General features: G+C 66.1%; 37 protein-coding genes, 1 tRNA gene and 1 pseudogene. 22 read left to right on the forward strand and 17 right to left on the reverse strand.

Annotated elements, in window-relative coordinates:
- Nucleotides 1-107: 107 nt before the first annotated feature.
- The 10 genes from V5734_RS20095 to V5734_RS20140 form a co-directional block, all read right to left on the reverse strand.
- On the reverse strand, nucleotides 108-914 hold the full coding sequence (locus V5734_RS20095) for a hypothetical protein (RefSeq protein ID WP_347311378.1): 807 nt from the start codon (nucleotides 912-914) through the stop codon (nucleotides 108-110).
- Nucleotides 911-1504, reverse strand: coding sequence for a hypothetical protein (locus V5734_RS20100; RefSeq protein WP_347311379.1), 594 nt, complete (start codon nucleotides 1502-1504; stop codon nucleotides 911-913). The genes V5734_RS20095 and V5734_RS20100 overlap by 4 nt, the downstream gene beginning before the upstream one ends.
- A gap of 212 nt (nucleotides 1505-1716) precedes the next feature.
- Nucleotides 1717-2412, reverse strand: coding sequence for a DUF1376 domain-containing protein (locus V5734_RS20105; RefSeq protein WP_347311380.1), 696 nt, complete (start codon nucleotides 2410-2412; stop codon nucleotides 1717-1719).
- Between the two features lie 97 nt (nucleotides 2413-2509).
- Nucleotides 2510-2860: a hypothetical protein gene (locus V5734_RS20110; protein WP_347311381.1), complete on the reverse strand. Its 351-nt coding sequence runs from the start codon at nucleotides 2858-2860 to the stop codon at nucleotides 2510-2512.
- On the reverse strand, nucleotides 2857-3342 hold the full coding sequence (locus tag V5734_RS20115; RefSeq protein ID WP_347311382.1) for a hypothetical protein: 486 nt from the start codon (nucleotides 3340-3342) through the stop codon (nucleotides 2857-2859). The genes V5734_RS20110 and V5734_RS20115 overlap by 4 nt, the downstream gene beginning before the upstream one ends.
- Nucleotides 3342-3977 (reverse strand): MT-A70 family methyltransferase, encoded by a 636-nt coding sequence (locus V5734_RS20120; protein WP_347311383.1) that lies wholly within the window; start codon nucleotides 3975-3977, stop codon nucleotides 3342-3344. The genes V5734_RS20115 and V5734_RS20120 overlap by 1 nt, the downstream gene beginning before the upstream one ends.
- Complete coding sequence (locus tag V5734_RS20125) at nucleotides 3974-4915, reverse strand: ParB/RepB/Spo0J family partition protein (RefSeq protein ID WP_347311384.1); 942 nt, start codon at nucleotides 4913-4915, stop codon at nucleotides 3974-3976. The genes V5734_RS20120 and V5734_RS20125 overlap by 4 nt, the downstream gene beginning before the upstream one ends.
- Nucleotides 4915-5394 (reverse strand): DUF1937 family protein, encoded by a 480-nt coding sequence (locus V5734_RS20130; RefSeq protein WP_347311385.1) that lies wholly within the window; start codon nucleotides 5392-5394, stop codon nucleotides 4915-4917. The genes V5734_RS20125 and V5734_RS20130 overlap by 1 nt, the downstream gene beginning before the upstream one ends.
- Nucleotides 5391-5942 carry a hypothetical protein gene (locus V5734_RS20135; protein ID WP_347311386.1) on the reverse strand — a complete coding sequence of 184 codons (552 nt, stop codon included), beginning with the start codon at nucleotides 5940-5942 and terminating at the stop codon, nucleotides 5391-5393. The genes V5734_RS20130 and V5734_RS20135 overlap by 4 nt, the downstream gene beginning before the upstream one ends.
- Before the next feature lie 187 nt (nucleotides 5943-6129).
- On the reverse strand, nucleotides 6130-6336 hold the full coding sequence (locus V5734_RS20140; RefSeq protein ID WP_347311387.1) for a hypothetical protein: 207 nt from the start codon (nucleotides 6334-6336) through the stop codon (nucleotides 6130-6132).
- On the opposite strand from V5734_RS20140, the gene V5734_RS20145 reads away from it, so the two are divergent.
- Nucleotides 6335-6970 (forward strand): DUF4145 domain-containing protein, encoded by a 636-nt coding sequence (locus V5734_RS20145; RefSeq protein ID WP_347311388.1) that lies wholly within the window; start codon nucleotides 6335-6337, stop codon nucleotides 6968-6970. The two genes, V5734_RS20140 and V5734_RS20145, sit on opposite strands and share 2 nt — an antisense overlap.
- A gap of 170 nt (nucleotides 6971-7140) precedes the next feature.
- Here V5734_RS20145 and V5734_RS20150 read toward each other — a convergent pair whose 3' ends face one another.
- Nucleotides 7141-7512: a hypothetical protein gene (locus tag V5734_RS20150; RefSeq protein ID WP_347311389.1), complete on the reverse strand. Its 372-nt coding sequence runs from the start codon at nucleotides 7510-7512 to the stop codon at nucleotides 7141-7143.
- 87 nt (nucleotides 7513-7599) lie between these two features.
- On the opposite strand from V5734_RS20150, the gene V5734_RS20155 reads away from it, so the two are divergent.
- Nucleotides 7600-7929, forward strand: a complete 330-nt coding sequence (locus tag V5734_RS20155) for a hypothetical protein (RefSeq protein WP_347311390.1) — start codon at nucleotides 7600-7602, stop codon at nucleotides 7927-7929.
- A 17-nt stretch (nucleotides 7930-7946) separates the two neighbouring features.
- Here V5734_RS20155 and V5734_RS20160 read toward each other — a convergent pair whose 3' ends face one another.
- Nucleotides 7947-8225: a hypothetical protein gene (locus tag V5734_RS20160; protein WP_347311391.1), complete on the reverse strand. Its 279-nt coding sequence runs from the start codon at nucleotides 8223-8225 to the stop codon at nucleotides 7947-7949.
- Between the two features lie 511 nt (nucleotides 8226-8736).
- Here V5734_RS20160 and V5734_RS20165 point away from each other — a divergent pair.
- From V5734_RS20165 to V5734_RS20175, 3 genes are all read left to right on the forward strand, one after another.
- Nucleotides 8737-9255, forward strand: coding sequence for a hypothetical protein (locus V5734_RS20165; RefSeq protein WP_347311392.1), 519 nt, complete (start codon nucleotides 8737-8739; stop codon nucleotides 9253-9255).
- 99 nt (nucleotides 9256-9354) lie between these two features.
- Entirely contained in the window at nucleotides 9355-9582 is a 228-nt protein-coding gene (locus V5734_RS20170) for a hypothetical protein (RefSeq protein WP_347311393.1), read from the forward strand.
- Nucleotides 9579-10007, forward strand: coding sequence for a hypothetical protein (locus tag V5734_RS20175; protein WP_347311394.1), 429 nt, complete (start codon nucleotides 9579-9581; stop codon nucleotides 10005-10007). The genes V5734_RS20170 and V5734_RS20175 overlap by 4 nt, the downstream gene beginning before the upstream one ends.
- A 39-nt stretch (nucleotides 10008-10046) precedes the next feature.
- Here the strand turns inward: V5734_RS20175 and V5734_RS20180 are convergent, their stop codons facing one another.
- Entirely contained in the window at nucleotides 10047-10412 is a 366-nt protein-coding gene (locus V5734_RS20180) for a hypothetical protein (protein ID WP_347311395.1), read from the reverse strand.
- 129 nt (nucleotides 10413-10541) lie between these two features.
- Between V5734_RS20180 and V5734_RS20185 the strand changes: the two genes are divergently transcribed.
- From V5734_RS20185 to V5734_RS20250, 14 genes and pseudogenes are all read left to right on the forward strand, one after another.
- Complete coding sequence (locus V5734_RS20185) at nucleotides 10542-10757, forward strand: hypothetical protein (RefSeq protein WP_347311396.1); 216 nt, start codon at nucleotides 10542-10544, stop codon at nucleotides 10755-10757.
- Nucleotides 10754-11053: a hypothetical protein gene (locus V5734_RS20190; protein ID WP_347311397.1), complete on the forward strand. Its 300-nt coding sequence runs from the start codon at nucleotides 10754-10756 to the stop codon at nucleotides 11051-11053. The genes V5734_RS20185 and V5734_RS20190 overlap by 4 nt, the downstream gene beginning before the upstream one ends.
- A gap of 3 nt (nucleotides 11054-11056) precedes the next feature.
- Nucleotides 11057-11350, forward strand: coding sequence for a hypothetical protein (locus V5734_RS20195; RefSeq protein ID WP_347311398.1), 294 nt, complete (start codon nucleotides 11057-11059; stop codon nucleotides 11348-11350).
- A 77-nt stretch (nucleotides 11351-11427) separates the two neighbouring features.
- A pseudogene (locus tag V5734_RS20200) lies at nucleotides 11428-11580 on the forward strand (DNA translocase FtsK); the annotation flags it as partial.
- Between the two features lie 120 nt (nucleotides 11581-11700).
- Entirely contained in the window at nucleotides 11701-11976 is a 276-nt protein-coding gene (locus V5734_RS20205; RefSeq protein ID WP_347313679.1) for a DUF2312 domain-containing protein, read from the forward strand.
- Between the two features lie 3 nt (nucleotides 11977-11979).
- On the forward strand, nucleotides 11980-12210 hold the full coding sequence (locus V5734_RS20210) for a hypothetical protein (protein ID WP_347311399.1): 231 nt from the start codon (nucleotides 11980-11982) through the stop codon (nucleotides 12208-12210).
- Between the two features lie 39 nt (nucleotides 12211-12249).
- On the forward strand, nucleotides 12250-12492 hold the full coding sequence (locus V5734_RS20215) for a hypothetical protein (protein ID WP_347311400.1): 243 nt from the start codon (nucleotides 12250-12252) through the stop codon (nucleotides 12490-12492).
- The gene (locus tag V5734_RS20220) at nucleotides 12489-13130 is read left to right on the forward strand and encodes an HNH endonuclease signature motif containing protein (RefSeq protein WP_347311401.1); all 642 of its coding nucleotides are present in this window, start codon (nucleotides 12489-12491) and stop codon (nucleotides 13128-13130) included. Before V5734_RS20215 ends, V5734_RS20220 begins: the two co-directional genes overlap by 4 nt.
- Nucleotides 13127-13366 carry a hypothetical protein gene (locus tag V5734_RS20225; protein WP_347311402.1) on the forward strand — a complete coding sequence of 80 codons (240 nt, stop codon included), beginning with the start codon at nucleotides 13127-13129 and terminating at the stop codon, nucleotides 13364-13366. The genes V5734_RS20220 and V5734_RS20225 overlap by 4 nt, the downstream gene beginning before the upstream one ends.
- A 4-nt stretch (nucleotides 13367-13370) precedes the next feature.
- On the forward strand, nucleotides 13371-13589 hold the full coding sequence (locus V5734_RS20230; RefSeq protein ID WP_347311403.1) for a hypothetical protein: 219 nt from the start codon (nucleotides 13371-13373) through the stop codon (nucleotides 13587-13589).
- The gene (locus tag V5734_RS20235; protein WP_347311404.1) at nucleotides 13586-13837 is read left to right on the forward strand and encodes a hypothetical protein; all 252 of its coding nucleotides are present in this window, start codon (nucleotides 13586-13588) and stop codon (nucleotides 13835-13837) included. Before V5734_RS20230 ends, V5734_RS20235 begins: the two co-directional genes overlap by 4 nt.
- Complete coding sequence (locus V5734_RS20240; protein ID WP_347311405.1) at nucleotides 13830-14042, forward strand: hypothetical protein; 213 nt, start codon at nucleotides 13830-13832, stop codon at nucleotides 14040-14042. The genes V5734_RS20235 and V5734_RS20240 overlap by 8 nt, the downstream gene beginning before the upstream one ends.
- A complete protein-coding gene (locus V5734_RS20245) occupies nucleotides 14035-14373 on the forward strand; it encodes a DUF4326 domain-containing protein (RefSeq protein ID WP_347311406.1) in 339 nt (112 codons plus the stop codon). Before V5734_RS20240 ends, V5734_RS20245 begins: the two co-directional genes overlap by 8 nt.
- 112 nt (nucleotides 14374-14485) lie before the next feature.
- On the forward strand, nucleotides 14486-16069 hold the full coding sequence (locus tag V5734_RS20250) for a recombinase family protein (RefSeq protein WP_347311407.1): 1584 nt from the start codon (nucleotides 14486-14488) through the stop codon (nucleotides 16067-16069).
- Here the strand turns inward: V5734_RS20250 and V5734_RS20255 are convergent.
- Nucleotides 16032-16108 (reverse strand) — tRNA-Met (locus tag V5734_RS20255). The genes V5734_RS20250 and V5734_RS20255 overlap by 38 nt on opposite strands.
- A gap of 59 nt (nucleotides 16109-16167) precedes the next feature.
- The gene (locus V5734_RS20260; RefSeq protein ID WP_347311408.1) at nucleotides 16168-17181 is read right to left on the reverse strand and encodes an NAD-dependent epimerase/dehydratase family protein; all 1014 of its coding nucleotides are present in this window, start codon (nucleotides 17179-17181) and stop codon (nucleotides 16168-16170) included.
- 125 nt (nucleotides 17182-17306) lie between these two features.
- Between V5734_RS20260 and selD the strand changes: the two genes are divergently transcribed.
- On the forward strand, nucleotides 17307-19487 hold the full coding sequence (selD, locus tag V5734_RS20265) for a selenide, water dikinase SelD (protein WP_347311409.1): 2181 nt from the start codon (nucleotides 17307-17309) through the stop codon (nucleotides 19485-19487).
- Between the two features lie 178 nt (nucleotides 19488-19665).
- Here the strand turns inward: selD and mnmH are convergent, their stop codons facing one another.
- Nucleotides 19666-20736: a tRNA 2-selenouridine(34) synthase MnmH gene (mnmH, locus tag V5734_RS20270; RefSeq protein WP_347311410.1), complete on the reverse strand. Its 1071-nt coding sequence runs from the start codon at nucleotides 20734-20736 to the stop codon at nucleotides 19666-19668.
- Between the two features lie 38 nt (nucleotides 20737-20774).
- On the reverse strand, nucleotides 20775-21371 hold the full coding sequence (locus tag V5734_RS20275) for a L,D-transpeptidase (RefSeq protein WP_347311411.1): 597 nt from the start codon (nucleotides 21369-21371) through the stop codon (nucleotides 20775-20777).
- Nucleotides 21372-21670: 299 nt separating this feature from the next.
- Here V5734_RS20275 and V5734_RS20280 point away from each other — a divergent pair, with 299 nt between their 5' ends.
- Nucleotides 21671-22378, forward strand: a complete 708-nt coding sequence (locus V5734_RS20280; protein ID WP_347311412.1) for an ABC transporter ATP-binding protein — start codon at nucleotides 21671-21673, stop codon at nucleotides 22376-22378.
- The gene (locus V5734_RS20285; RefSeq protein WP_347311413.1) at nucleotides 22372-24741 is read left to right on the forward strand and encodes an FtsX-like permease family protein; all 2370 of its coding nucleotides are present in this window, start codon (nucleotides 22372-22374) and stop codon (nucleotides 24739-24741) included. Before V5734_RS20280 ends, V5734_RS20285 begins: the two co-directional genes overlap by 7 nt.
- Nucleotides 24742-24744 lie beyond the last annotated feature (3 nt).

Genomic DNA, 24744 nt, shown 5'->3' on the forward strand with positions numbered 1-24744 from the left:
TCGATCAACCGGATTGCACCAAACAGAAACGCCCGCTGCTGGACGGTGATCCAGGCGGGCGTGACTGTGGATGATGGCAAGTGTTGTGCCCGAAGCGGACTTACGTGTCAAGCCAGATTTTGTGTCCGACGCAGATCGTAGCCCCGCATGCGGTCCAGAGCGGCGGCGAGAGCCCGGCGAAGAGCCTCGCGTGTATCCCCCTTCGCAGCCCATCCGTGATGCCGCAGCACGTCGCTCAGGCTACGGTCACCGAGGCACACCATGTCCACCAACGTCCGGTCTAGGATGACGCCGCGCGCTGTCGTTCCGCGCTTCGACGGGCGGAGCCGTCGCACCTCCAACGCGGCACCAGCACCAATGCGGGCAATCAACGCCTTGAGCCGAATGCCCTCTGCCACATAGGCGTCGATGAACTCGCCACCGGAAGCGCTTCCGGTATGCAGCGCCTCGAGGGACGCGCACTTGTAGCCGGCCGACCCGTGACGTTCCGTCAGGTCCCGGTAATCACGGGCCACCTGCTCCTGCCCCGGCGAGAATGGCGGAATGAAGCCCGCCGCCGTTCCCGTGTCGCGTTCATGCCGGAGCCGGGCGTCATTGCGCATCGCATCGAATACGTCCGCCCGCTTGATCGCCGATCGGTGCAGGACCTCTCCCGGACCGCGATATCCGGCGGGTCTGGCCGTTCCCGCCGAGCCCGGCACGATCTCGACAGGGCGGAACACACCGAAAGCGCCGCGCGCCGGGGCTGGCCCGATGTCCGGCCCGCAGGCCGACGGAACAGCGGCAGACGCCTTGATCGTGGCAAGACGTGCCGCCTCCGGCATCCTGGCGAAGGTTTCAGCGGAAATCCCGCGCGGCGACAGGTCGACCATGTCGCGGCCGAAGACACCCACAAGCTTGCGACCTCCGGTCATTCCACCGTCTCCTTGCCCCGCAGCGTGCGTTCGCGTTCAACCAGCGCCTGGCAATCGGCCATCCGGCGGCGATAGGCGCGTTCCCAGTCGAGATCGTCGGTCGCGACGGAGAGGCCGGCCGCCTTGCGCTCGGCGATGATGGAGAGGCGCCGGGCATTCTGCGCCGCCTCTTCGAGGACCAGTGCCCGCGCCTGCGGCGTGTATGGCGGCACCTTGCGCCGGGCGATCCATCCGTAGGTCTCGACCAGCGTACCCTCCGCGATGGCGCGCGGCCCCTCGACCGATCCGAACCATGACCGGAGCGCCGGCAGCTCGTCGAGCGGGCGCGGCTGGATCACCTCGGCGAACCCGATGAAGGTCGCGTGATCGGGCCAGAAGTTGCGGTCACTGCCCTGCCCCTTGCTGCGCAGCATCTCCTCCAGCGCCTTCAGCGAGGCGTCGGCGAGATAGCCGAGATCGTCGGCGATCCGGTCGAGCCGCCGCTGCGCCTCCTCGGGCTCGACCTTCTTCGGAAACCGGAAGCCGAGCGGATCGAGCAGGATGCGCCTGATCCTTCCCCGGTTCGTCTCAGCGTGGGCCATGTCCTGCATCACTGCCACCTCTTCTTTTCTCAGCCTGCCGCCCGTTGGACAGGTCGCCTCGTTGCCGCTCTCACCACCTCAAGAAGGGTCCTGTATTGTAAGGTGATGTTCTTTCCTGTCTTGTAGGGCTCTCTCACCGCAACCCCATGAAATATCGCTGAGATTTCACTGTGAATTGGTGAGATATCTCAGCGGTCTCTCTGCAATCTCTCAGCTGTCTCTCAGGCCTCCGAACCGTCCCGGCGCATGGGCACGACGGAGGGCACGCCGGCCGCCGCGAGCGCCGAGGCCACGTTCTCCTGACTGACCGCCATGCCGCCCCGGATGAGCCAGTTGGCGACCTGCGTGATCAGCATGTCGTCGCCGACGAGCCGTGCGGGGCGCTTCATCGCCTCCATCTGTTTCTTGACCTTCCACTTCACCTGGCTGAGCTTTGCCGCCTCGCGGCCCATCTGGCGGCCGTGCTTGCGGTTCCAGGCGAAGAGGGCGAAGTCCGCGACGGTGCGGTGCCCGAGCCGCCTGTCCCGGCGGCCGTCGTCGCCGTCGACATGGCACGGTGACCAGCCGTAAAGCGCGGCTTCCCTGACCTCGCGCCACGCGGCAAGGTCGGCCCCGAAGCCGGCGAGCCGGGCGAGCGCCACATCATTGTCCGGCAGCGTGCCGCCCGGATCCTGCTTGACCGCCTCGCACCAGAGGAGGAAGGCTGTGAAGCCGGCCGCGCGCCCCGCCGATCCGGCCGCGCAGGCCTCCGCTACGAAGTCCGACCCGAGCAGCCGGTGAAAATAGAGCGGGAACCAGTCCTGATCCGCGATCGTCTGCCCCCATTGGAGCGGGTAGACCCAGAAGTCCTCGTCAACATGCATGCCCTGCCCCCGTTCCGCGCGGTGATCCGCGTCTGATGTTTGGTGATCCATCATCCAGCGCCCCTCGGCATCTGCACGTCGCCGTCCCAGGCATCGAGGCGGAGCGTGCCGGCATCGGGCCGGCTGAACATGTAGTGAAGCCGGCGCCCGGTCATGACGCCCTCAGCTGGTGCCAGCGCTGCAGGATGGCCGCGTGCGGCCTGCCGATCACCGCCACCAGCTCCGCGATGTCGCCGTAGCGGCCGCCTGTCCGGAACACGACCGCATCGCGCTCCGGCGTCCAGAACGGGTGCGCGGGCATCGAGGGCGGCGGCTTCTCACCCGATCCGGCACCCTCGGCTGCCTTCGGCTTCGAATACTTGCCGCAGCGCGGCTTCAACCCGAGGTCGCGCCGCATGTTGCGGACATCACCCCGGGTGCAGCCGAAGATCTCGGCGATATCGGCCTCGGGATATCCTTTCTCCCAGAACCGGACGAACTTTTCCCGCTCCGCCGCCGTCATGCCGCCACCTTCGACGCATGGAGCCGCATGGCGGCGCCGAGGATCCGCTCCCAGGCGCATTTGCGGCCGTTCTTCATGGAGCGCGCGATGTAGCCAGGCTTGAACCCGAGCGCCCCGTCAGCCGCCCGCATCGAGGGATAGCAGACCCCGCCGATGATGATCTCGCGGGACCGATGTGCACGGCCCCGCCGTTGTGCGAGGCCGATCCGGTCGACGCGGCCTTCGGCAAGGGCGCGATGAATGGCAGCGGCAGTGACGCCAAACGCCCGCGCCGCCTCGCGCGCCGATCGATAGTCGACCCCGCGAATCCGGACCGGACATGGCTCCGCGCCGATCTCCCCGGTGCCGACGCGATGAAGCGTGCCGCGCCGGACTGCCAGTCGAACCGTGTCGGGCACGACCCCGAAGTGGGCCGCTGCCGCTGCCGCAGTCGGGAAGACCTGCCCCCGGATCTCGATGTCGCGATAGATGGTGCCCCCCATCACACGGCCTCCGCGTCGAGCTTGCCAACCTCGTTCCCCCATGACGACCAGCCGGGGCGGGATCGCCGCGAGAACAGTTCCAGACGCTGCACGTCCGGCATCAGCGCCTCGGCGGCCAGATAGCCCGCCTCCGGCTTCGCGGAATGCTCGCGCAGCACACCCTCGATCGTGATCGAAGCGGACGGCCAGTCGCCCTCACGCCCGACACCGTCGTCATAGGTCGGGATGACCGACCGCGTGGACCGCGTGGTCTTCGGCGCGCCGCGCGTGCCGATCAGGAAGGGCTCGTTCGAGCTGCGCAGGATGTATCCGGTCCCGAACGCATCCTTGCCCCTGACGGTCCGCTTGACCCACGTTCCGGCGGTCTTGAAGGCGAAGCCCCAGGAGGTGAGAACCATCAGCGCCTCTGGCAGCATCGGGTTCGTGGCCCAGAGCCAGAGCAGACAGTTCGGCGCGGCGAGGATGCCGACCGGAAGGCCGGCGATCCATTCGTCCGGCGTGCAGCCGTAATGCGCCTTGGCGTTCTTCGCTTCGCCCTTGGCCGAGAAGTTGTCGAACGACCAGGGCGGATCGGCCATGATCAGGCCAAAGCCACCGGCCGGGCGCAATGCGATGAACTGGTCGCGTTCCGTCATGTGATCGCCCTCTGCGCCTTGCGTTCCTTGGCGGCGACGGCGGCCATGCGCTCCGCGATCGCCGCCTCGCCCGCGACAGCGACCGGAGCTGCGCCTTCTGAGAGGTGGCGCCTGAGAAGGGTCACGAGCGTCGCCTTCGCCAGCTCGCGCGGCGACTTGCCCACGTAATCCGGACGCTTTGCGACGACGGTCATCGCATCGCGGATCTTCATCACGTCATGGGCTGCGCAGAACGCCCGAAGATCGGCATCGAGGGCACCGGGCCCGACCTCGATCAGCGCGGCGAACCACGGATTGAGGACGCTCGTCGCGAAGTGGTAGACCGTGACCTCCGGCTGCGCTCGGATGGCGTCGAGCGCGACGGTGATCATTGCCGATCGCCCCGCCTCGACATGGCGCTTGATTTCCATGATGCAGTTGAGAGACCCCGGCCGCAGGTCATAGTATCCGCTACCCGCATTGTAGGTCATCAGAACGCATCCGGCCGCCTCGACCGCATCGCGCGATCGCACCGCCCAACCGACATTCGCCGACAGCGCGGCCTTGTAGACATTGAAGGACGTCATCCGGATCACCGACCCGTTGATCGCCGCGAAGGCCGCCGCCTGCCCGGCCTCCGCCGTCATCACGATCATCGCCGGGACCTGTGTGAATCCGGCGATCTTGGCCGCATGGGTCCGATGCTGGCCGTCGATCAGGGAATAGAGCCCGCCAACAATCGGCGCGACCACGACGGGCGTGAACATCGACCAGTTGAAGCCCCTGGCGATCTTGTCGATCGCGGTCCAGTTTTTCGGCCCGAGCGGGCGCTGGAAACTGTCGTCGACCCTGAGAACGTCGATATCGAGCCACCGCAGCTCGGGCACCGCCCCCGCCCGGACATCCTCCGGTGGTAGGATCCGGCGATGATCGACATCGATGCTGCGTAGATCAGACATCACACAGCCTCCGCGTAGACATGGACAACGCGGTTGGCGGCGATGGCGGTCCTGACCTCGTGCCAGACGCCACTTGACTGGTCCCAGCCGCGGATATCCGGCACCACGACCGACCGCGCGGCGGCAAGAAGCGACTTGCACCAGCGCGTCCAGAACGCCTCGTCGAGCGGGTCGATCCGGTCCGTCGCGTGGCACATGCTGGCCGCCTGCATGATCGGCGAGATCGCCGTCACCCCGCGCCGGGCGAGCCGGATCGCGTGGGTGCGGGCCTCGGCCATTGCAAAGACCGAACGGTCCACGTCCCACGCCCCGTCCGGCCCGACCGCGATCTTCGAATAGGGCGTGGCGAGATAGACGAGGCCATACGCCTCGCGCGCAACGCTGTCGGCATTGGCGCCAATGCGCAGAAGCGGCAGGTCGCCCGCCTTCGCGGCCTTCAAGACCGGCCCCCATGCGGGGGTGCATCCGAACGCGCTCATCCCGCCTCCTGCCTGAACTCAGTCAGGATGGTGATCTCGCCCCCGACGGTAACATTGAAGTAGGAGGCAGCTTCCAGAGCCATGCGAACCCGCTTCTCGGGCTCCTCCCCCTTGGTGGCGTGCAGGACACCTAGGGCGTAGGAGAAGCCGCTGCCGACAGCCGCATATCCATCGACGCATCGTGCGACCTGATAGTCCTCGTCGATCTCGAAGAGCTCGCCCTCGAACCCGGCGAGAAACGTCCCTCCCGTCTCCACGCCGTTGTCGTTCCTTGCGAAGCCAGCATCCTTGAACGTATGACGCACCGCGTCGATGAACGGACCGCACATGTAGCGCATCACATCCTGACCGACTTCTCGCGGCGGCAGCGAGAGCTTGTACTCTAGCAACTGACCCATCCGGAACGACGTGGTGTACCCGAGGATCATCGACCCGTTGCGAAAGACCTTAGGATCCGACCTGAAGTGCCGATGGTGTCTGTTGGTCGCTTGGCTGTCCGCCCCAATAAGAATGCCGTCCTTTGTCTTGAGACCCACCACGCATGTCATCATCCCGCCCTCCCCGAAAGGCCGGCCGGGCCGAGGCCCGGCCGCAGTCCAACAGGGAGGAGCCGTGCGTGGGGCCGACGCCCCGCGCAGGATCCGGCGGCGCATAGATCGGACAGGACGCCGCCGAATTCGGTGAAAGGGTCGCGCGTTAGTGGCCTTGAAAAAAGGGAAGGGTCTCCCCGACGTCTCAGCAGACCTGATGCCGTTCGATTCCGAGGCGATTGCGCCGGAGTGCCTCGACCGCTCCAATCTCCATGATCAGCGCAAGCGCGAGATCCTGTTGACCCATCTCGTCCAGCCGCAGGTATTGTTCCAGAAGCTGCCGGACCAGCTCGGCTGGACTCGCAGCATTTCGCATCGCAGAGTTCAGATAGGCAACTTGAGAATTTGACATGGGACAGCTCCGTTTCGATTGCCCGCACGCCGGGTGCAGAACTAACAGTTCGGCGTTCACCACGCTGAACGAGAGCCCTATTGGCAACCAGCGGTGGCACGTCTTTGCCGTATGTGCGTCCTGTAGGCACACGATCATCGTGGAGGCCACGGGCAATCACCCTTCCGAAAAGCCCTCTCAATTCGGCCATGCGGAGTTCGCAAAGCGGTTCTCCGTCACAGCCATATGGCCTGAGCCGCCGAAGCTGAGCGTGGTGGAACACCTCGACGAGGAAATCCGCGCAACCTACGATGAGGCAGAGGCGTGCTATGCCGACGGCCACAGCCGCGCCGCAGCGATGGCCTATCGTGCGACGATTGAACTGGCGCTCAAGAACCTCAACCCCGAGGGCAAGGGCATGCTGGCAGCCAGAATTAGGGCAATGAAGGGCACGCTTCCAGATGGCCTTATCGACCTGCTCAACCACGTGAAATTCCTTGGAAACGAGGCCGCACATGCCGGCGCGCCAGACATTGACGACCTGAAGGCGGGCCGGGACTTCACCAGGTTGTTTCTGACATATACTTTCGAGCTTCCCGCACGAGTTCAGGCCGCTGTAGACCGAAGGGTTGCATCCGAAGCGAGCAGCGGCTGACTTCGTTCGGCGTGTCCGGCCGTCCTGGCGCCGCCAACGGGCCATTCTGAAAAAGGCGCGGCGGCCGAGCAGGACCGCCGCGCCAGTGAGGCCCGCCTGACAGGCGATGTCGGACACGGGCAGGAAAGGCGTCGGAAAAACTTTTCCACCGGGTTGTGCACAAGGTCCGCTCATCTCCGGCCCTCTTGGCGCTTCCACTCGGCCATGAACCAGGCGATCGCCTGCGGATAGGCGAGGAAGACGAAGCCGATCCGGTCGCCGCAGGCGCGGTTGTCGCCGTTCCACCAGTTCGCCGCCGTGCGGGGGTTCACGTCGAAGGTGCGCGCCACCATCTCGGGGCTGCGGAAATTGGCGCGGAGCCACCGGGCGAAGGCGGGGATGAACCAGTCGCGGAAGCGGTCCGCGTCGATCCCGGCGAAGGCGTCGGGCCCCGTCTTTTCCGGAAAAGTATTACACCAAGACTTTTCCGAACGACCTGTGTCATCCTCGATTCGTGGTAACGAGTGAGAAGAGGGAAAGGACCGGGGGGATGTCGCGTTCATGCGGCATCCCCTCGCGTCAGACAGGAACAGGTGGGGATCCGGGTTTGCACCCCCGAACCCCCGATCACACCCATGGAGCAATGAGACATGAGCATGAAATCGTCACCGCTGGGCAGCATCGACCCCTCCCTTCGCGGCAAGGTCGTCGTCGGCATTTCGTGGTTCGAGCAGGCCGACTACGCAGCCGCGCGCGCGATCATGACGGACGACGTATTGCCAGCCAGCCACGACCTCTGGCTTCAGAAGGCGCGCAAATCGGAACGCGAGGCGCAGGAGATGGGCTATCGGACCGTCCGGGCCGTAATAGACCCGAAGACATTCCCCGCCTGGTGCGCCGAGAACGGTTTCCCCGACATCGACGCCAAGGCCCGCATGGCCTTCGCGAACCACCACGCCGCAGGTCAGATACGGAACTGAGACCGGGACGGCGGCGTTCATGCGGCATCCCCTTTGGTGTCACCATCCGGGAAAAAGTGCGCAGGCTCCAGCGGCAGCTTCTTTTTCCGGGCGTGATCCATCAGGAGCTTTTGCATGTCGGACGGGATCAGCCCGTCGGAACCCCCTCGGCTCTTCGGATAGCCCCATCTCCTCACCCGAATTTCACTTCGGCCGGTGATCCGCGCCACAGCGGCGACGCCGCCGCAGATCTCGATAATGGTTCTGGCTGGTTCAAGCATGGCCGCAATAATTGCGATTATCGCAATCTTTTGCAAGCCCCTTTGTTGCGATTTTGCCGGCTAACACGATATTGCGATTTCGGCAATTATGTAAGTCATGGATACTATTGACGGAAAATGGATCAGCGCGCGCCTGACGGGCACTCGGGGCGAGAAGGCAAAGCTCGCTAGAGCGATGGGCCTTAATCCCGATCAGATATCGAAGATCCTCGCGGGGGAGCGCGCCGTCAAAGCTAACGAGGTCCCGAAGGTTCTTGCGTACTTTCGCCTCGATGAGGATCAGGCGCTGCAAGAGCTTCGCGCACTCTGGGGTGATCTAACACCCTCAGAGCGGTCGTACCTGCTAACGTCTGCACGAGCAATTCGCGATCAGCACCGGCCGGAAGATCAGTGATCTCGCGAACCGCGGCAATGATGGAGCGCAACTCGCCAATCAACATACCCACTCCCGCATAGGAACAATCATAGAACGTTAACCGGAATATATGCTTTTACCAGCCACTACCGAAGCGTGTGGAAACTTCCCCGAAACCACCGAAGGCACAACATGTTGAGTCTAGCCGATTCGAAATCAATATCTGCCATTGTTTTCACTGCCGCGACGATCGCATTTACCACCCCGGCATTGTCGTGGTCTCTCTTCACAAGCGACGACGAGACGTTCACACTCGCATGCGAGGCGACCCTGAAGAGAAGGCTGAAATCGCCATCGAGCTACCAGCGACTGGAAGCAATCGGCCCTGTGTTCTCGACGGCCACCTTCGCAAAGTCACGGGGATGGGACTTCTCGGATAAGAAGGAAGCGGACGAGATGGCCGCCAATTCTGACCCGCGCATCGCGGAGACATTGGAAACCGCTCGGAAGCTGTTCGACGCGCACCCAGGCGTGATCGCGGAGCTTGCGCTACGCTACGAAGCGAAGAATGGCTTCGGCACGTCGATCGCGAATGCCGCAATCTGCACCACGCGCCTGCGATCCGAAGAGCCGCTGGGGAAGGTGACCGAAAGCGACGTCATGATCAACGGCTACACAGACTTGGAGTGGTCCATTTCGCAACTTCGATAAACCGGCCACTTCATAATTTGCGTTTTTCGCAATTATCTGCTTGACCTAATATTGCGATAATCGCAGTATCGCCGCCATCGATCACCGATGGAGGCGCAGATGCCAACGGCTATCCCCAAACTCACGGACCGCTCTGCCGCCCCCGGCCGCGCCGGGCTTTTCCTTGGCGCGGCCGACCTCATCCAGGAGATCGCCGAAGACCCGGCACGGACCCGCGACCGCGCGCTGATCCTGATCGTCGCCGGCTTCGTCGCCGTGGCGGGCACGCTGGCCAGCGAATGGCTGATCCCCGCCCTCGCCGCCCTGCGGATCGGGGGTGGCGCATGACCATGATCCACAACGACGACGCGCTCGGCTTCTTCCTCGCGCAGATGGCGACCAAGCCGACCGCCGCCGACCGGGTAGAGCTGTTCCAGAATGCCGTGATCGAACAAGGCGGCGACTTCACCACGCCGGCCTTCGACGGCGGGCGCGGGTCGCACCTGGTCGAGGTCCAGCTATTCGGCATCCACGACGCCGGCCAGACCACGGACGAGGCGGTCCTGAACTGGACCGCCAAGGCGATGGATCACATGGAACGAAAGCGGCTGACCGGAGCGGCCGAGCGGATGGTGCTGTCGGACATGCGCGGCCTCTCGGTCGAGGATCTGCGCGCCGCCGGCGAACGTGTCCGGCTCTACTCGCAGGACATGGCGGCCATCGCCGCCGCACGGCGGATCGAGATGATGATCGCGAACGGGAGGGCGGCATGACCAATACCGTTCGCCGGGTTCAAGGCCTCGTGCGGAAGGTCAGGTCTTTTCTGAACCTCCCGCGTCAGTCCGATCAATCTCGGCTTGAAGCGCGTCTGCAATCTCTCGAAGAGAGGCTGGAAGCATGCGAGCAGCGGCAAGCTCAACCTCGGAATATGGTGTCGATCTATCTTCCGCAGGAACAGACGTATCCCAGTGGAACGCGTTGTGCACCGATCGTCCCGCAACCTCGTGGGTGCAGGAGATGAAGAACTGCACGTCGAATCGCGGTGGCACTCCGGGCGTTGCCGGACTCACGACCCGGACGGTCGAATTCCCGGTCGCCGTCTCTTCCACGGTTTCTGGCACTGGATCGGCACCGGCGACGAATGCGATCCGGCCATACCCGAGGCTTCTGACATCCATGAATCATGTCTCCTTTGAGGTTGCATCGAAGGGGATGTGGCGGGCCGCGCGTGCGAAACGCGGCCCGCACCTCAATCTACAGTGTCGCCCGAGGCGCTGGCAACAAGATGTTGACGGAAGGAAAGCAGAATGACCCCGTCCGATCTATGGCAGGCGCTGCGCCTCGCTCTGGCCCGCGCCCGCGCGGCGGAAATCCTCGCCGCGCATTGCAACGACGACACCGCCGAGGATCACGAGCGCGATGAGGACGAGGCCACCGACGAGGTGATGAGCCTGCTCGCCAGCCTCGCCGACGCCGGCGAGATCGCCCGCGCAGAACAGACCGCCCGGAGGGAAGCCGCATGAACGCGATCGCCGCCATCCCGCCGCAGCCGGCGCCGGACCTCCAGCGCCGCATCCTGGTCGAGGCGATGATCTGCCTCGTCTCCCGCGCGATCTGCCCGCCCGACGGCACCTTCCCCGGCGTCTACACCCGGGCGACGCTCGATCGGCTGGAAACCTCCGGCCTCGCCAGCGTCACGCGGACGGCCGGCGCAACGGCGATCACCATCATGGGCATCAGCGCCCGCACCAACGGCAGCGAATACGCGCTCCTGAGCGGCTGGATCGCCGCCGCACGGACGCGGATCGACAGGCAATAACGGATGACCGTGAAGGCAACATCGCGCCTCGGTCCCTGCGGTCTGCAAGAGGAATGGCGGCCGGATGCCAGCCTCCACGGGAATGGGGAAGACTGCCCGGCCTGCGCCCTGCGGCGCGATGAACTGCGCGCGGCGGCGGCGATGGACCAGTCCGTCGCATGCAATTTCTGCGGCGGCACCGGCCGCGTCGGCCGCGCGGTCGCCGACATCATCCGCGAGGCCGTGGAGTGGGCTCGCGATCACTACTGGCCGGAGCGCGAAGCGCGGTGGCGCAACCAGTCGAAACCGAAGCCATGATGGAGGACACCGCGATGAACGTGAAGGCGGAAATGACCCTGACGGGACCGGACGGGACAACGGTCGGCCCCTTCTCGATGGAAGACCTCACCGCCGCATCGGCGCAGGTTGGCGACGAGCTGACGGCCGAGGCCGCGCGGATCATCATCAGGGAGGGGAAGTGCTCCACCTCATTCGTGCAGCGGCAACTGGCCATTGGCTACAATCGCGCCGCGCGGATCGTCGAGGCGCTGGAAGCGCTCGGCATCGTGACCTCGGCCGATCACGTCGGCAAGCGCGAGATCGTCGCGACCGAGGTTCCGCGATCACTCCAACTCGCTGCAGCTGTCCAGGCCAAGGTGCGCGCGCCGATGAAGGAAACCGAGGCAGACCGTAGGGTCAGCGACGCGACCTACAACGTCGCCGCCGACGAGCTGCGCCAGTTCGTCGAACGCTACGAGCGCCTGGAGGCCGAGAAGAAGGACATCGCCGACCAGCAGAAGGAAGTGATGGCCGAGGCAAAGGGTCGCGGCTACGACACCAAGGTTCTGCGCAAGGTCATCGCGCTCAGGAAGCGCGACAAGGACGATGTCGCCGAGGAAGAGGCCGTCCTTGAGATGTACAAAGCCGCGCTCGGGATGGCCTGACCAATGCCGCGCATCACCTTCACCGCCCGACCCATCAACGCCCCGCAGGACAGCCGGACGGGCGGCCGGCGCACCCTGCGTGACAAGCAGGGACCCGTTTTCTTCGTCGGGCGTCCCGGACCTTTGGGCAGGGGCCGGGACAACCAACCTCGCCGCTTCCCCGTGGTGCCCTTCTACTTCGCCGCGCTCGTCGCCATCGCCATCGCCTCAAGCGCGGCGCACCGGATCTTCTGATCATCACGCTCGCCGCGCCCCAAACGAACAGGACCCACCATGTCGAAGACAAGCCTCGGAGATCTCAACAGCCACCTGTTCGCAGCACTGAACCGGCTATCCGTCGACACGCTGAGCCCGGAAGACATCGAGACCGAGTGCAAGCGGGCCGAGGCCGTCGTGGCGGTGGCCGACCAGATCACGAACAACGCCAAGACGCAGCTCGCCGCGGCGAAGCTCTTCGCCGAGCACGGATCGGCGATCCTGCCGCACCTGCCGCTGATCGGGAAGGGCGGGGAATGAAGGGCACCCGCATCGAATATTTCGAGGACGAACTCGCCTGGATCGAGGCGAACCGCCACCTGCCCCGCCGCGAGCTGCACAGGATGTTCTGCGCCCGCTTCGAGCGCCAGGACGTCAACCAGTCGAACCTGACCGCGCTCTGCAAGAGGAACGGATGGCTGACCGGCCGCACCGGGCACTTCGAGAAGGGCCAGCCTCCAGCGAACAAGGGCAAGCGGATGCCGTTTCATCCGAACTCGGCCAGGACGCGGTTCAAGAAGGGCCAGCGGCCCGCGAACAAGCACGATGTCGGCTACGAGAGCATCGACCGGGAAGGCTACGTGAAGATCTGCGTCGCGGAACCGAACCCCTGGACCGGCGCACCGACACACATGGCGTTCAAGCATAGGTGGCTGTGGGAGAAGGCCAACGGCCCGCTGCCTGACGGGCACGTGCTGAAATGCATCGACGGCGACAAGACCAATACCGACCCGTCGAACTGGGATCTGATCCCGCAAGCGCTGCTGCCACGCCTGAACGGCCGCTTCGGGCGCGACTATGACGCCGCGCCGGCGGAGGTGAAGCCGACGATCATGGCGATCGCGAAGCTCGAACACCGGGCGCGCGAAGCCCGGAAAGATGCAGAGGACAGACCATGAGAATGATTGCCCCCCAAACCATCGCCTTTACCGCCCAGGTGACCGAGGACGAGATCCGCGAACGCATGGCGATGGAGGTGCTGGAGCAGATCGGAGCCCTCGGCGAGAACGGCAAGCCGCTCCCGGGCATCAAGTGGTCTGTTCATCGCGGCACCGGCCGCGGTGGCGGCTACACGATCAACGTGACCGGCCCCGCCCCGGTGCGCATCTCGCTTCCGAAGCCGTCGGAGGGATAGGCCCATGCGCTCTGACCTTCACGACATCGAGGTGATCTTCCAGCACCGGACAGAGCGCGCGGTCTGCATCCGCGAGACGGAGGGCAGCAAGGACATCTGGATCCCGCTCAGCCAATGCGAGATCGCGCCGAAAGAGAAAGACCTACTCGGCGGCCTCTCGCGGGGGCGCATCGCGGTCCTCACCGCTCCGGAGCGCGTCCTGATCGAGAAGGGGCTGATATGACCCTCCGCTTTGCCCCGCCCGCCTACCCCGGAGGCCGCCATTGCCTGCTCTGCGGCACGGTCATCGTTGGCGCAGCCTTCCCGCCAGCCGTGAAGGGCGACGATTGGGTCTGGCGGCTGTGGATCAGCGGAGAGACCAGCGCGCCCAATGGCCGCGCGAAATCGGAACAGGCCGCGAAGAACGCGCTCATCGCGCGGTTCAGGGATTTCCTGCGCGCGGCGAAACTGGAGGAGAAGAAGGTTGCCTGACCGCCTATCCCTTCACCTCACGCCCCACCCGCGGCGCTATTCTGTCGCGGAGGAATCCGGCGACGTGTTCCGACACGACGACGACTTCGAGGGCTTCACGTTGACGATCGAGCTGCTGGACGAGGCAGAGGCCGACGCGGTCCTGCGCGCGCTGAAGGTGATGATGCCGCACTGGAAGACAGACGATGAGGTCTATGATGGCTGAACGCGTCCAGCTTCGCCGCACCAAAGGATGGCGCATGCCCGAGAACACCGTGAAGGTGGATCGTTCGACGCAGTGGGGGAACCCGTTCGCGATTGGAACGATCAGATGTTCCGGCAAGGGCAAGACGTTTCTCGAAGAGACCGTGACATCGCGCGAGGTCTCTATGCGATTCTTCCGAGATTTGCTGAGCTATAGACGCCGGCCATATCCGACCGATGAAGAGATCAAGACAAAACTGCGCGGCAAGAACCTCGCCTGCTGGTGCCCGCTTGGCGAGCCTTGCCATGCGGACGTGCTCTTGGAGATTGCGAACCGAGCGGAGGCGGGCTGAGAATCATGGACGCCCCGCGCGACACAACGCTAGGCTTGGCCGGGTTCTTCCGGGCCGCCGAGGCGTTCGCCGCGCGGCGGGCGTCACAGGCACCGTGCAGCGAGGATGAGACATGCGCGCAGGGATCTACGCCCGCTATTCCAGCGAGCTCCAGAACGACCGCTCCGTCGACGACCAGATCGCGCTCTGCGAGGACTTCGCGCGGCGCAGCGGCTACACCGTCGCCGGGCACTACGCCGACCGCGCCATGTCCGGCACCACGATCCACGGCCGCGACGGTCTCGCGCGTCTTCTTCACGACGCCCGCGCCGGCGCCTTCGATGTCGTCGTCGTCGAGGCGCTAGACCGCCTCTCTCGCGATACCGAGGACCTTGCCGGGATCCACAAGCGCCTGACCTTCGCCGGCATCGACATCGTGGCGGTCCATGACGGCCGCGCCGATGTGCTCCAGGTCGGCATTCGCGGCCTCGTCTCGACCCTCTTCATCAATGACCTGCGCCACAAGACCCGGCGCGGGCTTGCCGCCGTCGTGAAGGACGGCCGCCACGCGGGCGGGCGAGCCTATGGCTACCGAGCTGTCCCGGGCGAGCCTGGTCGCCTCCGGATCGTGACGGAGGAGGCGGATGTCGTCCGCCGGATCTTCCGCGACTACCTGGACGGCGTGACGCCGCGTGACATCGCCGGGCGGTTGAACGCGGAGGGGATCGCCCCGCCGCGCGGCGCGAAGTGGAACGCCTCGACGATCAACGGCAACACGAAGCGCGGCCACGGCCTCCTTCAGAACGCGCTCTATTCCGGGCACATCGTCTGGAACAAGACCCGCGCCGTGCGCGATCCTGACACCGGCAAGCGCATCTACCGGCCGAACCCTGAATCCGAATGGCAGCGCGCCCACGCCCCCGAACTGGCCATCGTCGCCGAAGATCTCTGGCAGGCCGCCCAGGACGAAAAGCGCGTGCGCGGCCACAACGGCCCCGGCACGTTCCGAAAGCGCAAGCGCCTTCTTTCCGGGCTGATCAGGTGCAGCGAGTGCGGCGGCGGGATGACGATGCATGACAAGCGCGGGGCGGCGATCCGCATCAAGTGCTCGCGGCATCGCGAAAGCGGATCCTGCGGCAACGGCCGGTCCTACCGCCTGGATCACATCGAGCGGGCCGTGATCGACGGTATCCTCGACAAGCTCAGGAACCCGGCCGCCCTGACCGCACATGTCGAGGCGCTGCAATCCGACCGCCGCAGCGCGGCCCGCACCCGCGCCTCAGCCGAGCGCGCTGTCGCCACGGCAAAGGGAAAGATCGATCGGCTGAATCGGGCGCTCATCTCCGGCCGAATCGACGAGGCGTTCTTTGATGCCGAGATCGTCGACCTCCGAGCCGAGCTCGCAAACGCCAGCGCGGCGCTGGAGGAGGCGCCGGCCGCTAAGGTCGTGACCCTACACCCGGCATCTATGCGACGCCTCGAAAGCCTGCTCGCGGTCCTTTCCGAACACCTTCCGTCGATCGACCCCGAGGCCGACGCCGACATGTTCAACGCCTTCAGATCGTTGATCGATCACGTCGTGATCCACGACAGGCCCGATGGCCGCATCGACTGCGAAGTGGTCGGCCACCTGTCCGCGATGGTCGGAGAGGACGCCGGCGACGCATGGGGGGTGGAGATGGTGGCGAGGGGGGGACTTGAACCCCCGACCCCGTGATTATGAGTCACGTGCTCTAACCAGCTGAGCTACCTAGCCACTCGGGGCGCTAGGTATGCCAGCCCCCGCCCCCCGTCAAGGATGAATCTCCCCGGGCGTCAGAGCCGGTAATAGTCGCGGTACCAGGCGACGAAGGCCGCCATGCCGGCACGGATATCCGTCTCGGGCCGGTATCCGGTCAGCCGGCGCAGAAGGCTGTTGTCCGCCCAGGTCGCCCGCACGTCGCCCTTCTGCATGTCCATCAGGTTGCGCTTCGCCTCGCACCCCGTCGCCGCCTCGATCGCCGCGATGAAGTCGCCGAGCGCCACCTTCTCGCCGTTACCGATATTGACCACCCGCCAGGGCGCCACCGGCGACAGGCTGTCGCCCTCCCCGATTGTCTCGGGGCTTTCCGGCCGTTCCGGAACCGCGCCGATGAGAAGCCGGATGGCGCGGACGAGATCGGTCACATAGGTGAAATCGCGGAACATGTTGCCGTGCCCGTAGACGTCGATCGGATCGCCAGCGAGGATCGCCCTGGTGAACTTGAAGGGCGCCATGTCGGGCCGCCCCCAGGGGCCATAGACCGTGAAGAACCGGAAGCAGGTCGTGGGCACGTTCCACAGATGCGCCCAGGAATGGGAAAGCGCCTCGGTCGCCTTCTTGGTCGCCGCATAGAGCGAGACCTGCGTATCGACCTTGTCGGTCTCGCGGTAGGGCATCTCGGTATTGGCGCCATAGACCGAGGAGGTCGAGGCGAGAAGAAGGTGCTTCACCCCGAGATCGCGCGAGACCTCCATTACGTTGAACGTGCCGTCGATGTTTGCCGACAGGTAGCTGCGCGGCGCCTCCAGCGAATAGCGCACGCCGGCCTGCGCGGCCAAGTGAACGACGATGTCGGGCCTGAAGGCCGCCATATCGGCGGCAAGGCGCCCGTGATCCTCCAGCATCGCCTCGGTGAAGCCGAAACCGGGATGCTGCTGCAACCCGGCGAGCCGGCGCCGTTTGAGGCTGACGTCGTAATAGTCGGTCATCCCGTCGAAGCCGTGGACGCGGAACCCCTCGGCCAGCAAGAGTTCGCACAGGTGATAGCCGATGAACCCCGCCGCCCCGGTGACATAGATGCGCTGCATGACTCTTCTCCGCGACCTTTCGACGATCCTTAGCCGCTCGCGCCGATGTGTCCAAGCCCGGGCCGCGTCTTTGCCGTGGCGCAAGCGGCCCGCGCGGGTTAGGGAAGGGGAAAAGGGGGCAGGCGATGCAGGTTCAGATCCCGCTCACTCGCGATCTGGTGTTGATCGGCGGCGGCCACACCCATGCGCTGGTCCTGCGCATGTGGGGGATGAAACCTGTTCCCGGCGTGCGCCTGACCCTCATAAGCCCGGACCCGACGGCCGCGTATTCCGGCATGCTGCCCGGCCATGTCGCGGGGCATTATCCGCGCGCGGCGCTTCAGATCGATCTCGTGCAGCTTGCCCGCCATGCCGGGGCGCGCCTGATCCTTGGCCGCGCGACCGGGATCGACCGCGCGGCGCGGCGCGTTCAGGTGCCCGGGCGGCCCGACGTGGCCTATGACATCGCCTCGATCGACATCGGCATCACCTCCGACATGCCCGCCCTGCCGGGGTTCTCCGACCATGCCGTGCCGGCGAAACCGCTCGACGCCTTCGCGGACGCATGGGAGGCGTTTGCCGCGCGCGCCGCGCGCGGACGCGCCGAACCTGCCGTCGCGGTGATCGGCGGCGGAGTCGCCGGGGTCGAACTGGCCCTCGCCGCCCGCTACCGGCTTGGCCCCGGCGCCGAGGTCTCGGTGATCGAGAAGGGCGCGGCGCTGGCGCTGATCGGCGCCGGTGCGCGGCGGGCGCTCCTGTCCCATCTCGAGCGGGAGGGGACCCGCCTTTTCGAGCACACCGCCGTCGTTGCGGTCGAGACTGGCGGCGTCCGGCTTGCCGACGGGCGGCGGGTGGCGTCGGCTTTCACGCTCGGCGCCGCGGCGGCCCGGCCGCAGGAATGGCTGAAGACGACCGGCCTTGCGCTGACCGGCGGCTTCGTAAACGTGGGCCCGACCCTTCAGACCGACACCGATCCGTCGATTTTCGCGGCAGGCGATATCGCGCATATGCTCCACGCGCCACGGCCCAAGGCGGGGGTTTACGCCGTGCGGCAGGCGCCGGTTCTGCTACATAACCTGGGCGTCGCCTTGACAGGCAAGGGCGCGATGCGGCGCTACCGGCCGCAGAAGGACTACCTCAAATTGATCTCGACCGGCGGTAAGGGCGCGGTCGCCGACAAATGGGGCCTGCCGCTTGACGGCGCCTGGCTCTGGCGCTGGAAGGACCGGATCGACCGCAAGTTCATGGCGCGGTTCCACGACCTTCCGGCAATGACGGCCGAGCCCTTGCCGGCAATCGTTGCCGCAGGCGTGGCGGAGGAGATCGGCAAGGGCAAACCCCTCTGCGGCGGTTGCGGCGCCAAGGTCGGGCAGGCGGACCTGAAGGCCGCGCTGTCCGGCCTGCCGCGCCCGGCCCGGCCCGATGTTCTTTCGGGGCCGGGCGACGACGCGGCGATCCTCACGCACGGCAAGGGCCATCAGGTGATCACAACCGACCATGTCCGCGCGTTCACCGAGGATCCCTACCTTCTGGCGAGGATCACGGCGATCCACGCGATGGGCGATATCTGGTCGATGGGCGCGCGGCCGCAGGCAGCGCTCGCCCAGGTGATCCTGCCGCGCATGTCGCCGCGCCTTCAGACCGAGACCCTGCGCGAGATCATGGCGGCAGCGGCCGAGACGTTCGGGTCGGAGGGCGCCGATGTCGTCGGCGGCCACACCAGCCTCGGGGCCGAACTGACGGTGGGCTTCACGGTCACCGGCCTCGCCGCCCAAATGCCGGTCAAGCAGTCGGGCGCGAAGCCCGGCGACTGGCTGATCCTGACGAAACCGATCGGCACCGGCGTGATCCTCGCCGCCGAAATGGCCCGCGCGGCACCCGGCGCGGTCGTTGCCGGCGCGCTCGCCTCGATGTGCCGTCCGCAGGGCGCGGCGGCGCGGCTGATCGCGCCACAGGCCCACGCGATGACCGACATCACCGGCTTCGGCCTCGCCGGACACCTCCTCGCGATGCTGGAGGCATCGGGGGTGAGCGCGCGGATTTCCCTGTCGCACGTGCCGTTCCTGTCCGGCGCCGGGGAGCTTGCGGCGGCGGGCCACGGCTCCACCCTGCTGCCGGCGAATCGCGCCGCCATGGCGCGGATGTTCTTCACGGAAAGCCCGCGCGCCGACCTTCTCTTCGATCCGCAAACCGCCGGCGGACTTCTCGCCGCGATCCCGGCGTCGGCGGCGCTCGACGTCGCCCATCGCCTCCGCGCGATCGGCGAAAGCCCGGCCATCATCGGCGAAGTGATCGAAGGGGCACCGTTCCTGACGGTCGAGGATTGACCACGGCGTCATCCGAAGGCGCGCCCGTTCCGGGCGCAGGTCTTTCCTCTCGCGTCCGCCGCGTGCGCGCCGGACACTCGGAACCACTCCGCTGGAGATATCTTGGGAAAGGCGAACACGCGGGTGCCCGGCAGACCCAGGTACGATCCGGTTCCGCCTTGGGGACTGCCCGCCGGTTTCAGCCCCGGCCGGTCGGGAGAAGCGCGGCGATGGCGGCGACAACGCGGTCCGCGAGCGGGCCGAGCGCATCAGGCGTGAGGCTCGCGGCCTCCACGACCGTCTCGCCGTCTTGCGCGACCCGGGCGCGGTGCTTGTCATACCGCGGATCGTAATGCCGCTCCATCAAGTCGCGTGCGAGATCGGCGAACGCGCCGGCCCGGGCGAGGCCCAGCCATCCCTCGATCACCTCGGCCGAATGCAGGGGCCTCAATCGCCCGACGACTTCCTCCAGCCGCGCGCGATCCTCGGTGATGTCGGCATAGGCCCGTGCGAGGTAGTCCGCCCGCGCGGCCGCCGGCGCGGCGATCCGTACCCGTGGCGCGGCGCACATCGCCGCCCAGAGCTGTTTCGGCACGCCGAGGTCGCCGACGCGGGAACTTTCCGCCTCGACCACGACTGGCCGGCTCGGGTCGAGGGCCGCGAGTTCCATCGCGAGCCGCGCCTCGAACGCCTTCTGCGAAGGCTGCCCGCCCGGCCTTTCGCCAAAAAGCGAGCCTCGATGATTGGCGAGCCCTTCGAGGTCGATCACCTGCGTTCCGCGCGCGGCGAGCAGGGACAGGAGCTCGGTCTTGGCCGAGCCGGTATTGCCATCGAGAACCACGACCGGCGCCGCGACCGGCCGGTCCTGGATCTCGGCGACCACAAGCTTGCGCCAGGCCTTGTAGCCACCCTCGACCAGGTCCACCCGCCAGCCGACCTGGGCGAGGATCGCCGCGAACGACCCCGACCTCTGCCCGCCGCGCCAGCAATAGACCAGCGGGCGCCAGCCACCGGGCTTGTCGGCGAGCGGCCCTTCGAGATGCCGGGCGGCATTCCGCGCCACCAGCGCCGCACCGAGCTTGCGCGCGAGGAACGGCGACTGCTGCTTGTAGATCGTCCCGACACGCGCCCGCTCCGCGTCATCGAGGACCGGCAGGTTGATCGCGCCCGGCAGGTGATCCTCGGCGAATTCGGCCGGGGAACGCACGTCGATCACCGCGTCGAAATCGAGCGCGGCGATCTGCTGCAGGGAAGTGAGGGTCAGCGCCATGGCGCCCTTCTAGCGCCGGAGCGCGCCGGCCGAAAGGGTCAGTAGACCATCACCGGCGCGCCGATCTCGACCCGCTGGTAAAGATCCATCACATGCTCGTTGACCATGCGCAGGCAGCCGTTCGACACGGAGCGTCCGATGGAGTTCGGCTCGGTCGTGCCGTGGATGCGGATCGCGGTGTCGCGGCCGTTCTGATAGAGATAGATCGCCCGCGCCCCGAGGGGATTCTTCGGCCCGCCCGGCATGCCGTCGGCATATTTTGCGTAGGCCTTCGGGTTGCGTTCGATCATTTCAGGCGTCGGTTTCCAGCTTGGCCATTCGACCTTCCTGCCGACGTCGCAGGCGCCACGGAAAACCAGTTCCGCCTTTCCGACCGCCACGCCGTAACGGATCGCCACGTTGCGTTTCACGACATAGTAGAGGAAATGCTGGGACGAGATCACGTGGATCGAGCCTGGCTCGAGATCGCCCCGGACGCGCACCACGGTCGGGTAGAATTCCGGTGCGATGGTCAGGCCCGGAATCGGTTCCGCCGGGATTTCAACGGGTGCGGTTGCGGCCGTGACCGGATGCGCCCCGACGCCGAGCGAAAGCGCGCCAACCCCACCAAGAACAAACGAACGGCGATCGTACATGACATCCTCCTGACTTCCCGCCTTCGCGGGGCTGCGGTTGGATACTTACTCAATAGCAGAGTTCTGATCTGCATTAGGGGCAATTTCGTCAACAATTGAGACAGGCTGTTGACGCAATTGCGCCAAAGCTTCGGCAGCGCACGCCACACTGTTGCCGCGCCGAGCCGGCCTTCCGTTATTGACCGGCGCCAACTCCGCCCCTCATACCGTCCTGAAGGCGACATCCGGCCTCATCCGTTTGAGGCGGATCAAGGACAGGTCGCCGCGGTTCCGGCGAAATGGCCGCAAAGGACGCGCCGATGACGAAACCTGTCTTCAGAACGGTCGGGCTGACCAAGGTCTATGACACCGGGACGGTGAAGGTTCACGCTTTGGCCGGCGTCGATCTGGAACTGTACGAGGGGGAACTCACGGTGCTCCTCGGCCCGTCCGGGTCGGGCAAGTCGACCCTTCTGAACATCCTCGGCGGTCTCGACAACGCGACGTCGGGTCACGTCTGGTTCCGCGACCAGGAGCTGACCAGGCTCAGCGATCGCGCGCTGACGGCCTATCGGCGCGACCATGTCGGGTTCGTGTTCCAGTTCTACAACCTCGTCGCCTCGCTGACCGCGCGCGAGAACGTTCAACTTGTCACGGACGTCTCAAAGGATCCGATGCGCCCCGCGGAGGCTTTGGAGATGGTGGGCCTTGCCCCCCGCCTTGACCATTTCCCGGCCGAGCTATCGGGCGGCGAGCAGCAGCGCGTGGCCATCGCCCGCGCCATTGCCAAGCGGCCCGACGTGCTTTTGTGCGACGAACCGACCGGCGCCCTCGATTCCCGGACGGGTGTGCAGGTGCTGGAAGCGCTGAAACGGGTGAACGACGATCTCGGCACCGCCACGGTCGTCATCACCCATAACGTCGCGATCCGGAAGATGGCCCACCGCGTCATCCGTTTCCAGGACGGCAAGCTCCTGAGCACCGAGGTGAACGAGACCCGCATCGACCCGTCGGAGATCGAATGGTGATGCATGCGCTCGACCGGAAACTCCTGCGCGACTTCGTCCGGCTCTGGGCGCAGGCCCTTGCCATCGCGATGGTGCTGGCCTGCGGAGTAGCGGCCCTTCTCACGTCATTCGGAACCTATCAGGCGCTCGGCGACAGCCGCGACGCCTATTACGAGCGTAACCGCTTCGCCGACCTCTGGGCGCCTGCCCGCCGCGCACCTCTGTCGCTTCTACCCGACCTTGCGGCGATCCCCGGCATCCGCTCCGTCGAGGCCCGGATCGAAGGCCTCGTGACGCTCGATATTCCCGGACGCGAGGAAACCGCGGTGGGCCAGGTGATCTCGCTTCCCGCCTCGGGCGAACCTCTGCTAAACGTCCCGTTGATGCGCAAGGGCCGCCTGCCCGATCCCGACGCTCCGTCCGAAGTGGCGGTCACCGAGCCGTTCGCGAAAGCCAACAAATTCGAGCTTGGCGACAGCTTCTTTGCCAATCTCAACGGCACCCGGCGCGAACTCACGATCACCGGAACGGTCCTCAGCCCCGAATTCATCTACACGCTCGGCCCCGGGGCAATGATGCCCGACAACGAGGGCTTTGGCGTGATCTTCATGCCCGAACGGGCGGCGGCGGCCGCTTTCGACATGTCGGGCGCCTTCAACAGCCTTACCGTCGGGCTTTACAAGGGAACGAACGAGGCCGAGGTCATCGACAGGATCGACGCGCTTCTGGAACGCTACGGCGGCACCGGCGCGCACGGCCGCGACCGGCAGATCTCCGACAGCTTTGTCTCGTCCGAGCTTACCCAGCTCTGGACGATGACCGTGGTCCTGCCGCCGATCTTCTTCGGCGTCGCGGCCTTCCTCGTAAACATGGTGCTCGGCCGGATCGTCGCGCTGGAGCGGGCGGAGATCGGGCTGTTGAAGGCGTTCGGCTATTCGAATGCCGCCATCGCCCAGCACTACCTGATGCTCGCCGGGCTGACGGCCATCGTCGGCGTCCTGATCGGCTGGGGCTTCGGCGCCTGGCTCGCGCACGGGCTCGCGGAGCTTTATGCGCGGTTCTACGACTTTCCCTACCTCATCTTCCGTGGCTCGTGGTCGGTCTACGCGGTCTCGGCGGTGGTCGGCATCGCCTCGGCCGCATTCGGGGCGCTCCGCGTCGCGCTCCGCGCCGCCGGTCTTCCCCCGGCCATCGCCATGCAACCCCCGGCCCCGCCGCGGTTCCGCCGGGGCTTCACCGACTGGCTGATGACGCAACTTCATCTGTCGCAGCCCGCGATGATGATCCTGCGTTCCATCACCCGCTGGCCCATACGCGCGGCGTCGAGCGCGCTGGGGCTTTCGATGTCGGTGGCGGTCCTTGCCGCGGCGAGCTTCTTCAACGACGCGATGGACAAGATGATGGAAACCACTTTCGGCCTCGCCAACCGGCAGGATGTGGTCCTCATCTTCACCGACAACCGGCCCGAGATCGCGATTGACGAGGTCGCGAAGATACCCGGCGTGATCCAGGCCGAAGGGCAGCTCACCGAAGCGGTCAAGCTCCGCCACGGGCACCTTACGAAGTATGTCGGGCTGGAGGCGCGCCGCCCTGACGCCGACCTTTCGCGGATCGTCGGCGGCGCGGGCAGGGTCATCTCCGCGCCGCCCGGCGGTATCGTGCTGGCATCCCGCCTTGCCCGCCAACTCGGTCTTGCCGTCGGCGACACGGTCGAGGTCGAGTTCCTGCAAGGACGGCGCGAGACGGTGACGCTGCCGGTCACCGCGACGATCGAGCAGTATGTCGGCCTCGCCGCCTATATGGATTTCGACGCCTTGAACGCGATCCGCCGGCAGGCGCCGCAGGTCTCGGTCGCGAATATCTCGCTCGACCCCGCGCACAGGGCGGAATTCCATCGCACTTTGGCCGAGATGCCGCGCCTCGCCGGAACCGCGATGCTCACCGACATGCGGCGGTCGTTCGAGGAGACGATCCAGCAGAACATCACCATCACCGCGACGGTCTATTCGGTCATCGCCATGCTGATCGCCGTCGGTGTCACCTATAACGGCGCCCGCATCCAGATGTCCGAGCGCGCCCGCGAACTGGCGAGCCTTCGAATCCTCGGCTTCTCGCGCGGCGAGGTGTCGTTCATCCTCGTCGGCGAGGCGATGATCCTCGCGGTCCTCGCCCAGCCTGTCGGCTGGCTCGCGGGGCTCGGCATTGCCTGGGCCTTTACCCAGGGGATCGAAAGCGACCTCTACGAAATCCCCTTCGTCATCGTGCCGGCCACCTTCGCCCGCGCGAGCCTCATCGTCCTTCTCACCGCGCTGGTCTCTGCGCTTGTCGTGCGCCGGCGCATTGACCGGCTCAACCTCGTCGCGGTCATGAAAACACGGGAGTGACCC

It is taken from the genome of Defluviimonas sp. SAOS-178_SWC (assembly GCF_039830135.1).
GTDB lineage: Bacteria > Pseudomonadota > Alphaproteobacteria > Rhodobacterales > Rhodobacteraceae > Albidovulum.

What these genes read in the sequence shown, in the direction of transcription:
- V5734_RS20230 (WP_347311403.1), top strand. Translation starts at nt 13,371, where the DNA reads ATGCGCTCTGACCTTCACGACATCGAGGTGATCTTCCAGCACCGGACA.
- V5734_RS20100 (WP_347311379.1), bottom strand. Translation starts at nt 1,504, where the DNA reads ATGCAGGACATGGCCCACGCTGAGACGAACCGGGGAAGGATCAGGCGC.
- V5734_RS20145 (WP_347311388.1), top strand. Translation starts at nt 6,335, where the DNA reads ATGGGACAGCTCCGTTTCGATTGCCCGCACGCCGGGTGCAGAACTAAC.
- V5734_RS20115 (WP_347311382.1), bottom strand. Translation starts at nt 3,342, where the DNA reads ATGGGGGGCACCATCTATCGCGACATCGAGATCCGGGGGCAGGTCTTC.
- V5734_RS20190 (WP_347311397.1), top strand. Translation starts at nt 10,754, where the DNA reads ATGAACGCGATCGCCGCCATCCCGCCGCAGCCGGCGCCGGACCTCCAG.
- V5734_RS20095 (WP_347311378.1), bottom strand. Translation starts at nt 914, where the DNA reads ATGACCGGAGGTCGCAAGCTTGTGGGTGTCTTCGGCCGCGACATGGTC.
- V5734_RS20110 (WP_347311381.1), bottom strand. Translation starts at nt 2,860, where the DNA reads ATGACGGCGGCGGAGCGGGAAAAGTTCGTCCGGTTCTGGGAGAAAGGA.
- V5734_RS20185 (WP_347311396.1), top strand. Translation starts at nt 10,542, where the DNA reads ATGACCCCGTCCGATCTATGGCAGGCGCTGCGCCTCGCTCTGGCCCGC.
- V5734_RS20135 (WP_347311386.1), bottom strand. Translation starts at nt 5,942, where the DNA reads ATGACATGCGTGGTGGGTCTCAAGACAAAGGACGGCATTCTTATTGGG.
- V5734_RS20225 (WP_347311402.1), top strand. Translation starts at nt 13,127, where the DNA reads ATGAGAATGATTGCCCCCCAAACCATCGCCTTTACCGCCCAGGTGACC.
- V5734_RS20140 (WP_347311387.1), bottom strand. Translation starts at nt 6,336, where the DNA reads ATGTCAAATTCTCAAGTTGCCTATCTGAACTCTGCGATGCGAAATGCT.
- V5734_RS20210 (WP_347311399.1), top strand. Translation starts at nt 11,980, where the DNA reads ATGCCGCGCATCACCTTCACCGCCCGACCCATCAACGCCCCGCAGGAC.
- selD (WP_347311409.1), top strand. Translation starts at nt 17,307, where the DNA reads ATGCAGGTTCAGATCCCGCTCACTCGCGATCTGGTGTTGATCGGCGGC.
- V5734_RS20235 (WP_347311404.1), top strand. Translation starts at nt 13,586, where the DNA reads ATGACCCTCCGCTTTGCCCCGCCCGCCTACCCCGGAGGCCGCCATTGC.
- V5734_RS20260 (WP_347311408.1), bottom strand. Translation starts at nt 17,181, where the DNA reads ATGCAGCGCATCTATGTCACCGGGGCGGCGGGGTTCATCGGCTATCAC.
- V5734_RS20215 (WP_347311400.1), top strand. Translation starts at nt 12,250, where the DNA reads ATGTCGAAGACAAGCCTCGGAGATCTCAACAGCCACCTGTTCGCAGCA.
- V5734_RS20155 (WP_347311390.1), top strand. Translation starts at nt 7,600, where the DNA reads ATGAGCATGAAATCGTCACCGCTGGGCAGCATCGACCCCTCCCTTCGC.
- V5734_RS20125 (WP_347311384.1), bottom strand. Translation starts at nt 4,915, where the DNA reads ATGTCTGATCTACGCAGCATCGATGTCGATCATCGCCGGATCCTACCA.
- V5734_RS20150 (WP_347311389.1), bottom strand. Translation starts at nt 7,512, where the DNA reads ATGAACGCGACATCCCCCCGGTCCTTTCCCTCTTCTCACTCGTTACCA.
- V5734_RS20120 (WP_347311383.1), bottom strand. Translation starts at nt 3,977, where the DNA reads ATGACGGAACGCGACCAGTTCATCGCATTGCGCCCGGCCGGTGGCTTT.
- V5734_RS20130 (WP_347311385.1), bottom strand. Translation starts at nt 5,394, where the DNA reads ATGAGCGCGTTCGGATGCACCCCCGCATGGGGGCCGGTCTTGAAGGCC.
- V5734_RS20180 (WP_347311395.1), bottom strand. Translation starts at nt 10,412, where the DNA reads ATGGATGTCAGAAGCCTCGGGTATGGCCGGATCGCATTCGTCGCCGGT.
- V5734_RS20245 (WP_347311406.1), top strand. Translation starts at nt 14,035, where the DNA reads ATGGCTGAACGCGTCCAGCTTCGCCGCACCAAAGGATGGCGCATGCCC.
- V5734_RS20205 (WP_347313679.1), top strand. Translation starts at nt 11,701, where the DNA reads ATGAAGGAAACCGAGGCAGACCGTAGGGTCAGCGACGCGACCTACAAC.
- V5734_RS20280 (WP_347311412.1), top strand. Translation starts at nt 21,671, where the DNA reads ATGACGAAACCTGTCTTCAGAACGGTCGGGCTGACCAAGGTCTATGAC.
- V5734_RS20250 (WP_347311407.1), top strand. Translation starts at nt 14,486, where the DNA reads ATGCGCGCAGGGATCTACGCCCGCTATTCCAGCGAGCTCCAGAACGAC.
- V5734_RS20220 (WP_347311401.1), top strand. Translation starts at nt 12,489, where the DNA reads ATGAAGGGCACCCGCATCGAATATTTCGAGGACGAACTCGCCTGGATC.
- V5734_RS20195 (WP_347311398.1), top strand. Translation starts at nt 11,057, where the DNA reads ATGACCGTGAAGGCAACATCGCGCCTCGGTCCCTGCGGTCTGCAAGAG.
- V5734_RS20170 (WP_347311393.1), top strand. Translation starts at nt 9,355, where the DNA reads ATGCCAACGGCTATCCCCAAACTCACGGACCGCTCTGCCGCCCCCGGC.
- V5734_RS20285 (WP_347311413.1), top strand. Translation starts at nt 22,372, where the DNA reads ATGGTGATGCATGCGCTCGACCGGAAACTCCTGCGCGACTTCGTCCGG.
- V5734_RS20165 (WP_347311392.1), top strand. Translation starts at nt 8,737, where the DNA reads ATGTTGAGTCTAGCCGATTCGAAATCAATATCTGCCATTGTTTTCACT.
- mnmH (WP_347311410.1), bottom strand. Translation starts at nt 20,736, where the DNA reads ATGGCGCTGACCCTCACTTCCCTGCAGCAGATCGCCGCGCTCGATTTC.
- V5734_RS20275 (WP_347311411.1), bottom strand. Translation starts at nt 21,371, where the DNA reads ATGTACGATCGCCGTTCGTTTGTTCTTGGTGGGGTTGGCGCGCTTTCG.
- V5734_RS20105 (WP_347311380.1), bottom strand. Translation starts at nt 2,412, where the DNA reads ATGATGGATCACCAAACATCAGACGCGGATCACCGCGCGGAACGGGGG.
- V5734_RS20175 (WP_347311394.1), top strand. Translation starts at nt 9,579, where the DNA reads ATGACCATGATCCACAACGACGACGCGCTCGGCTTCTTCCTCGCGCAG.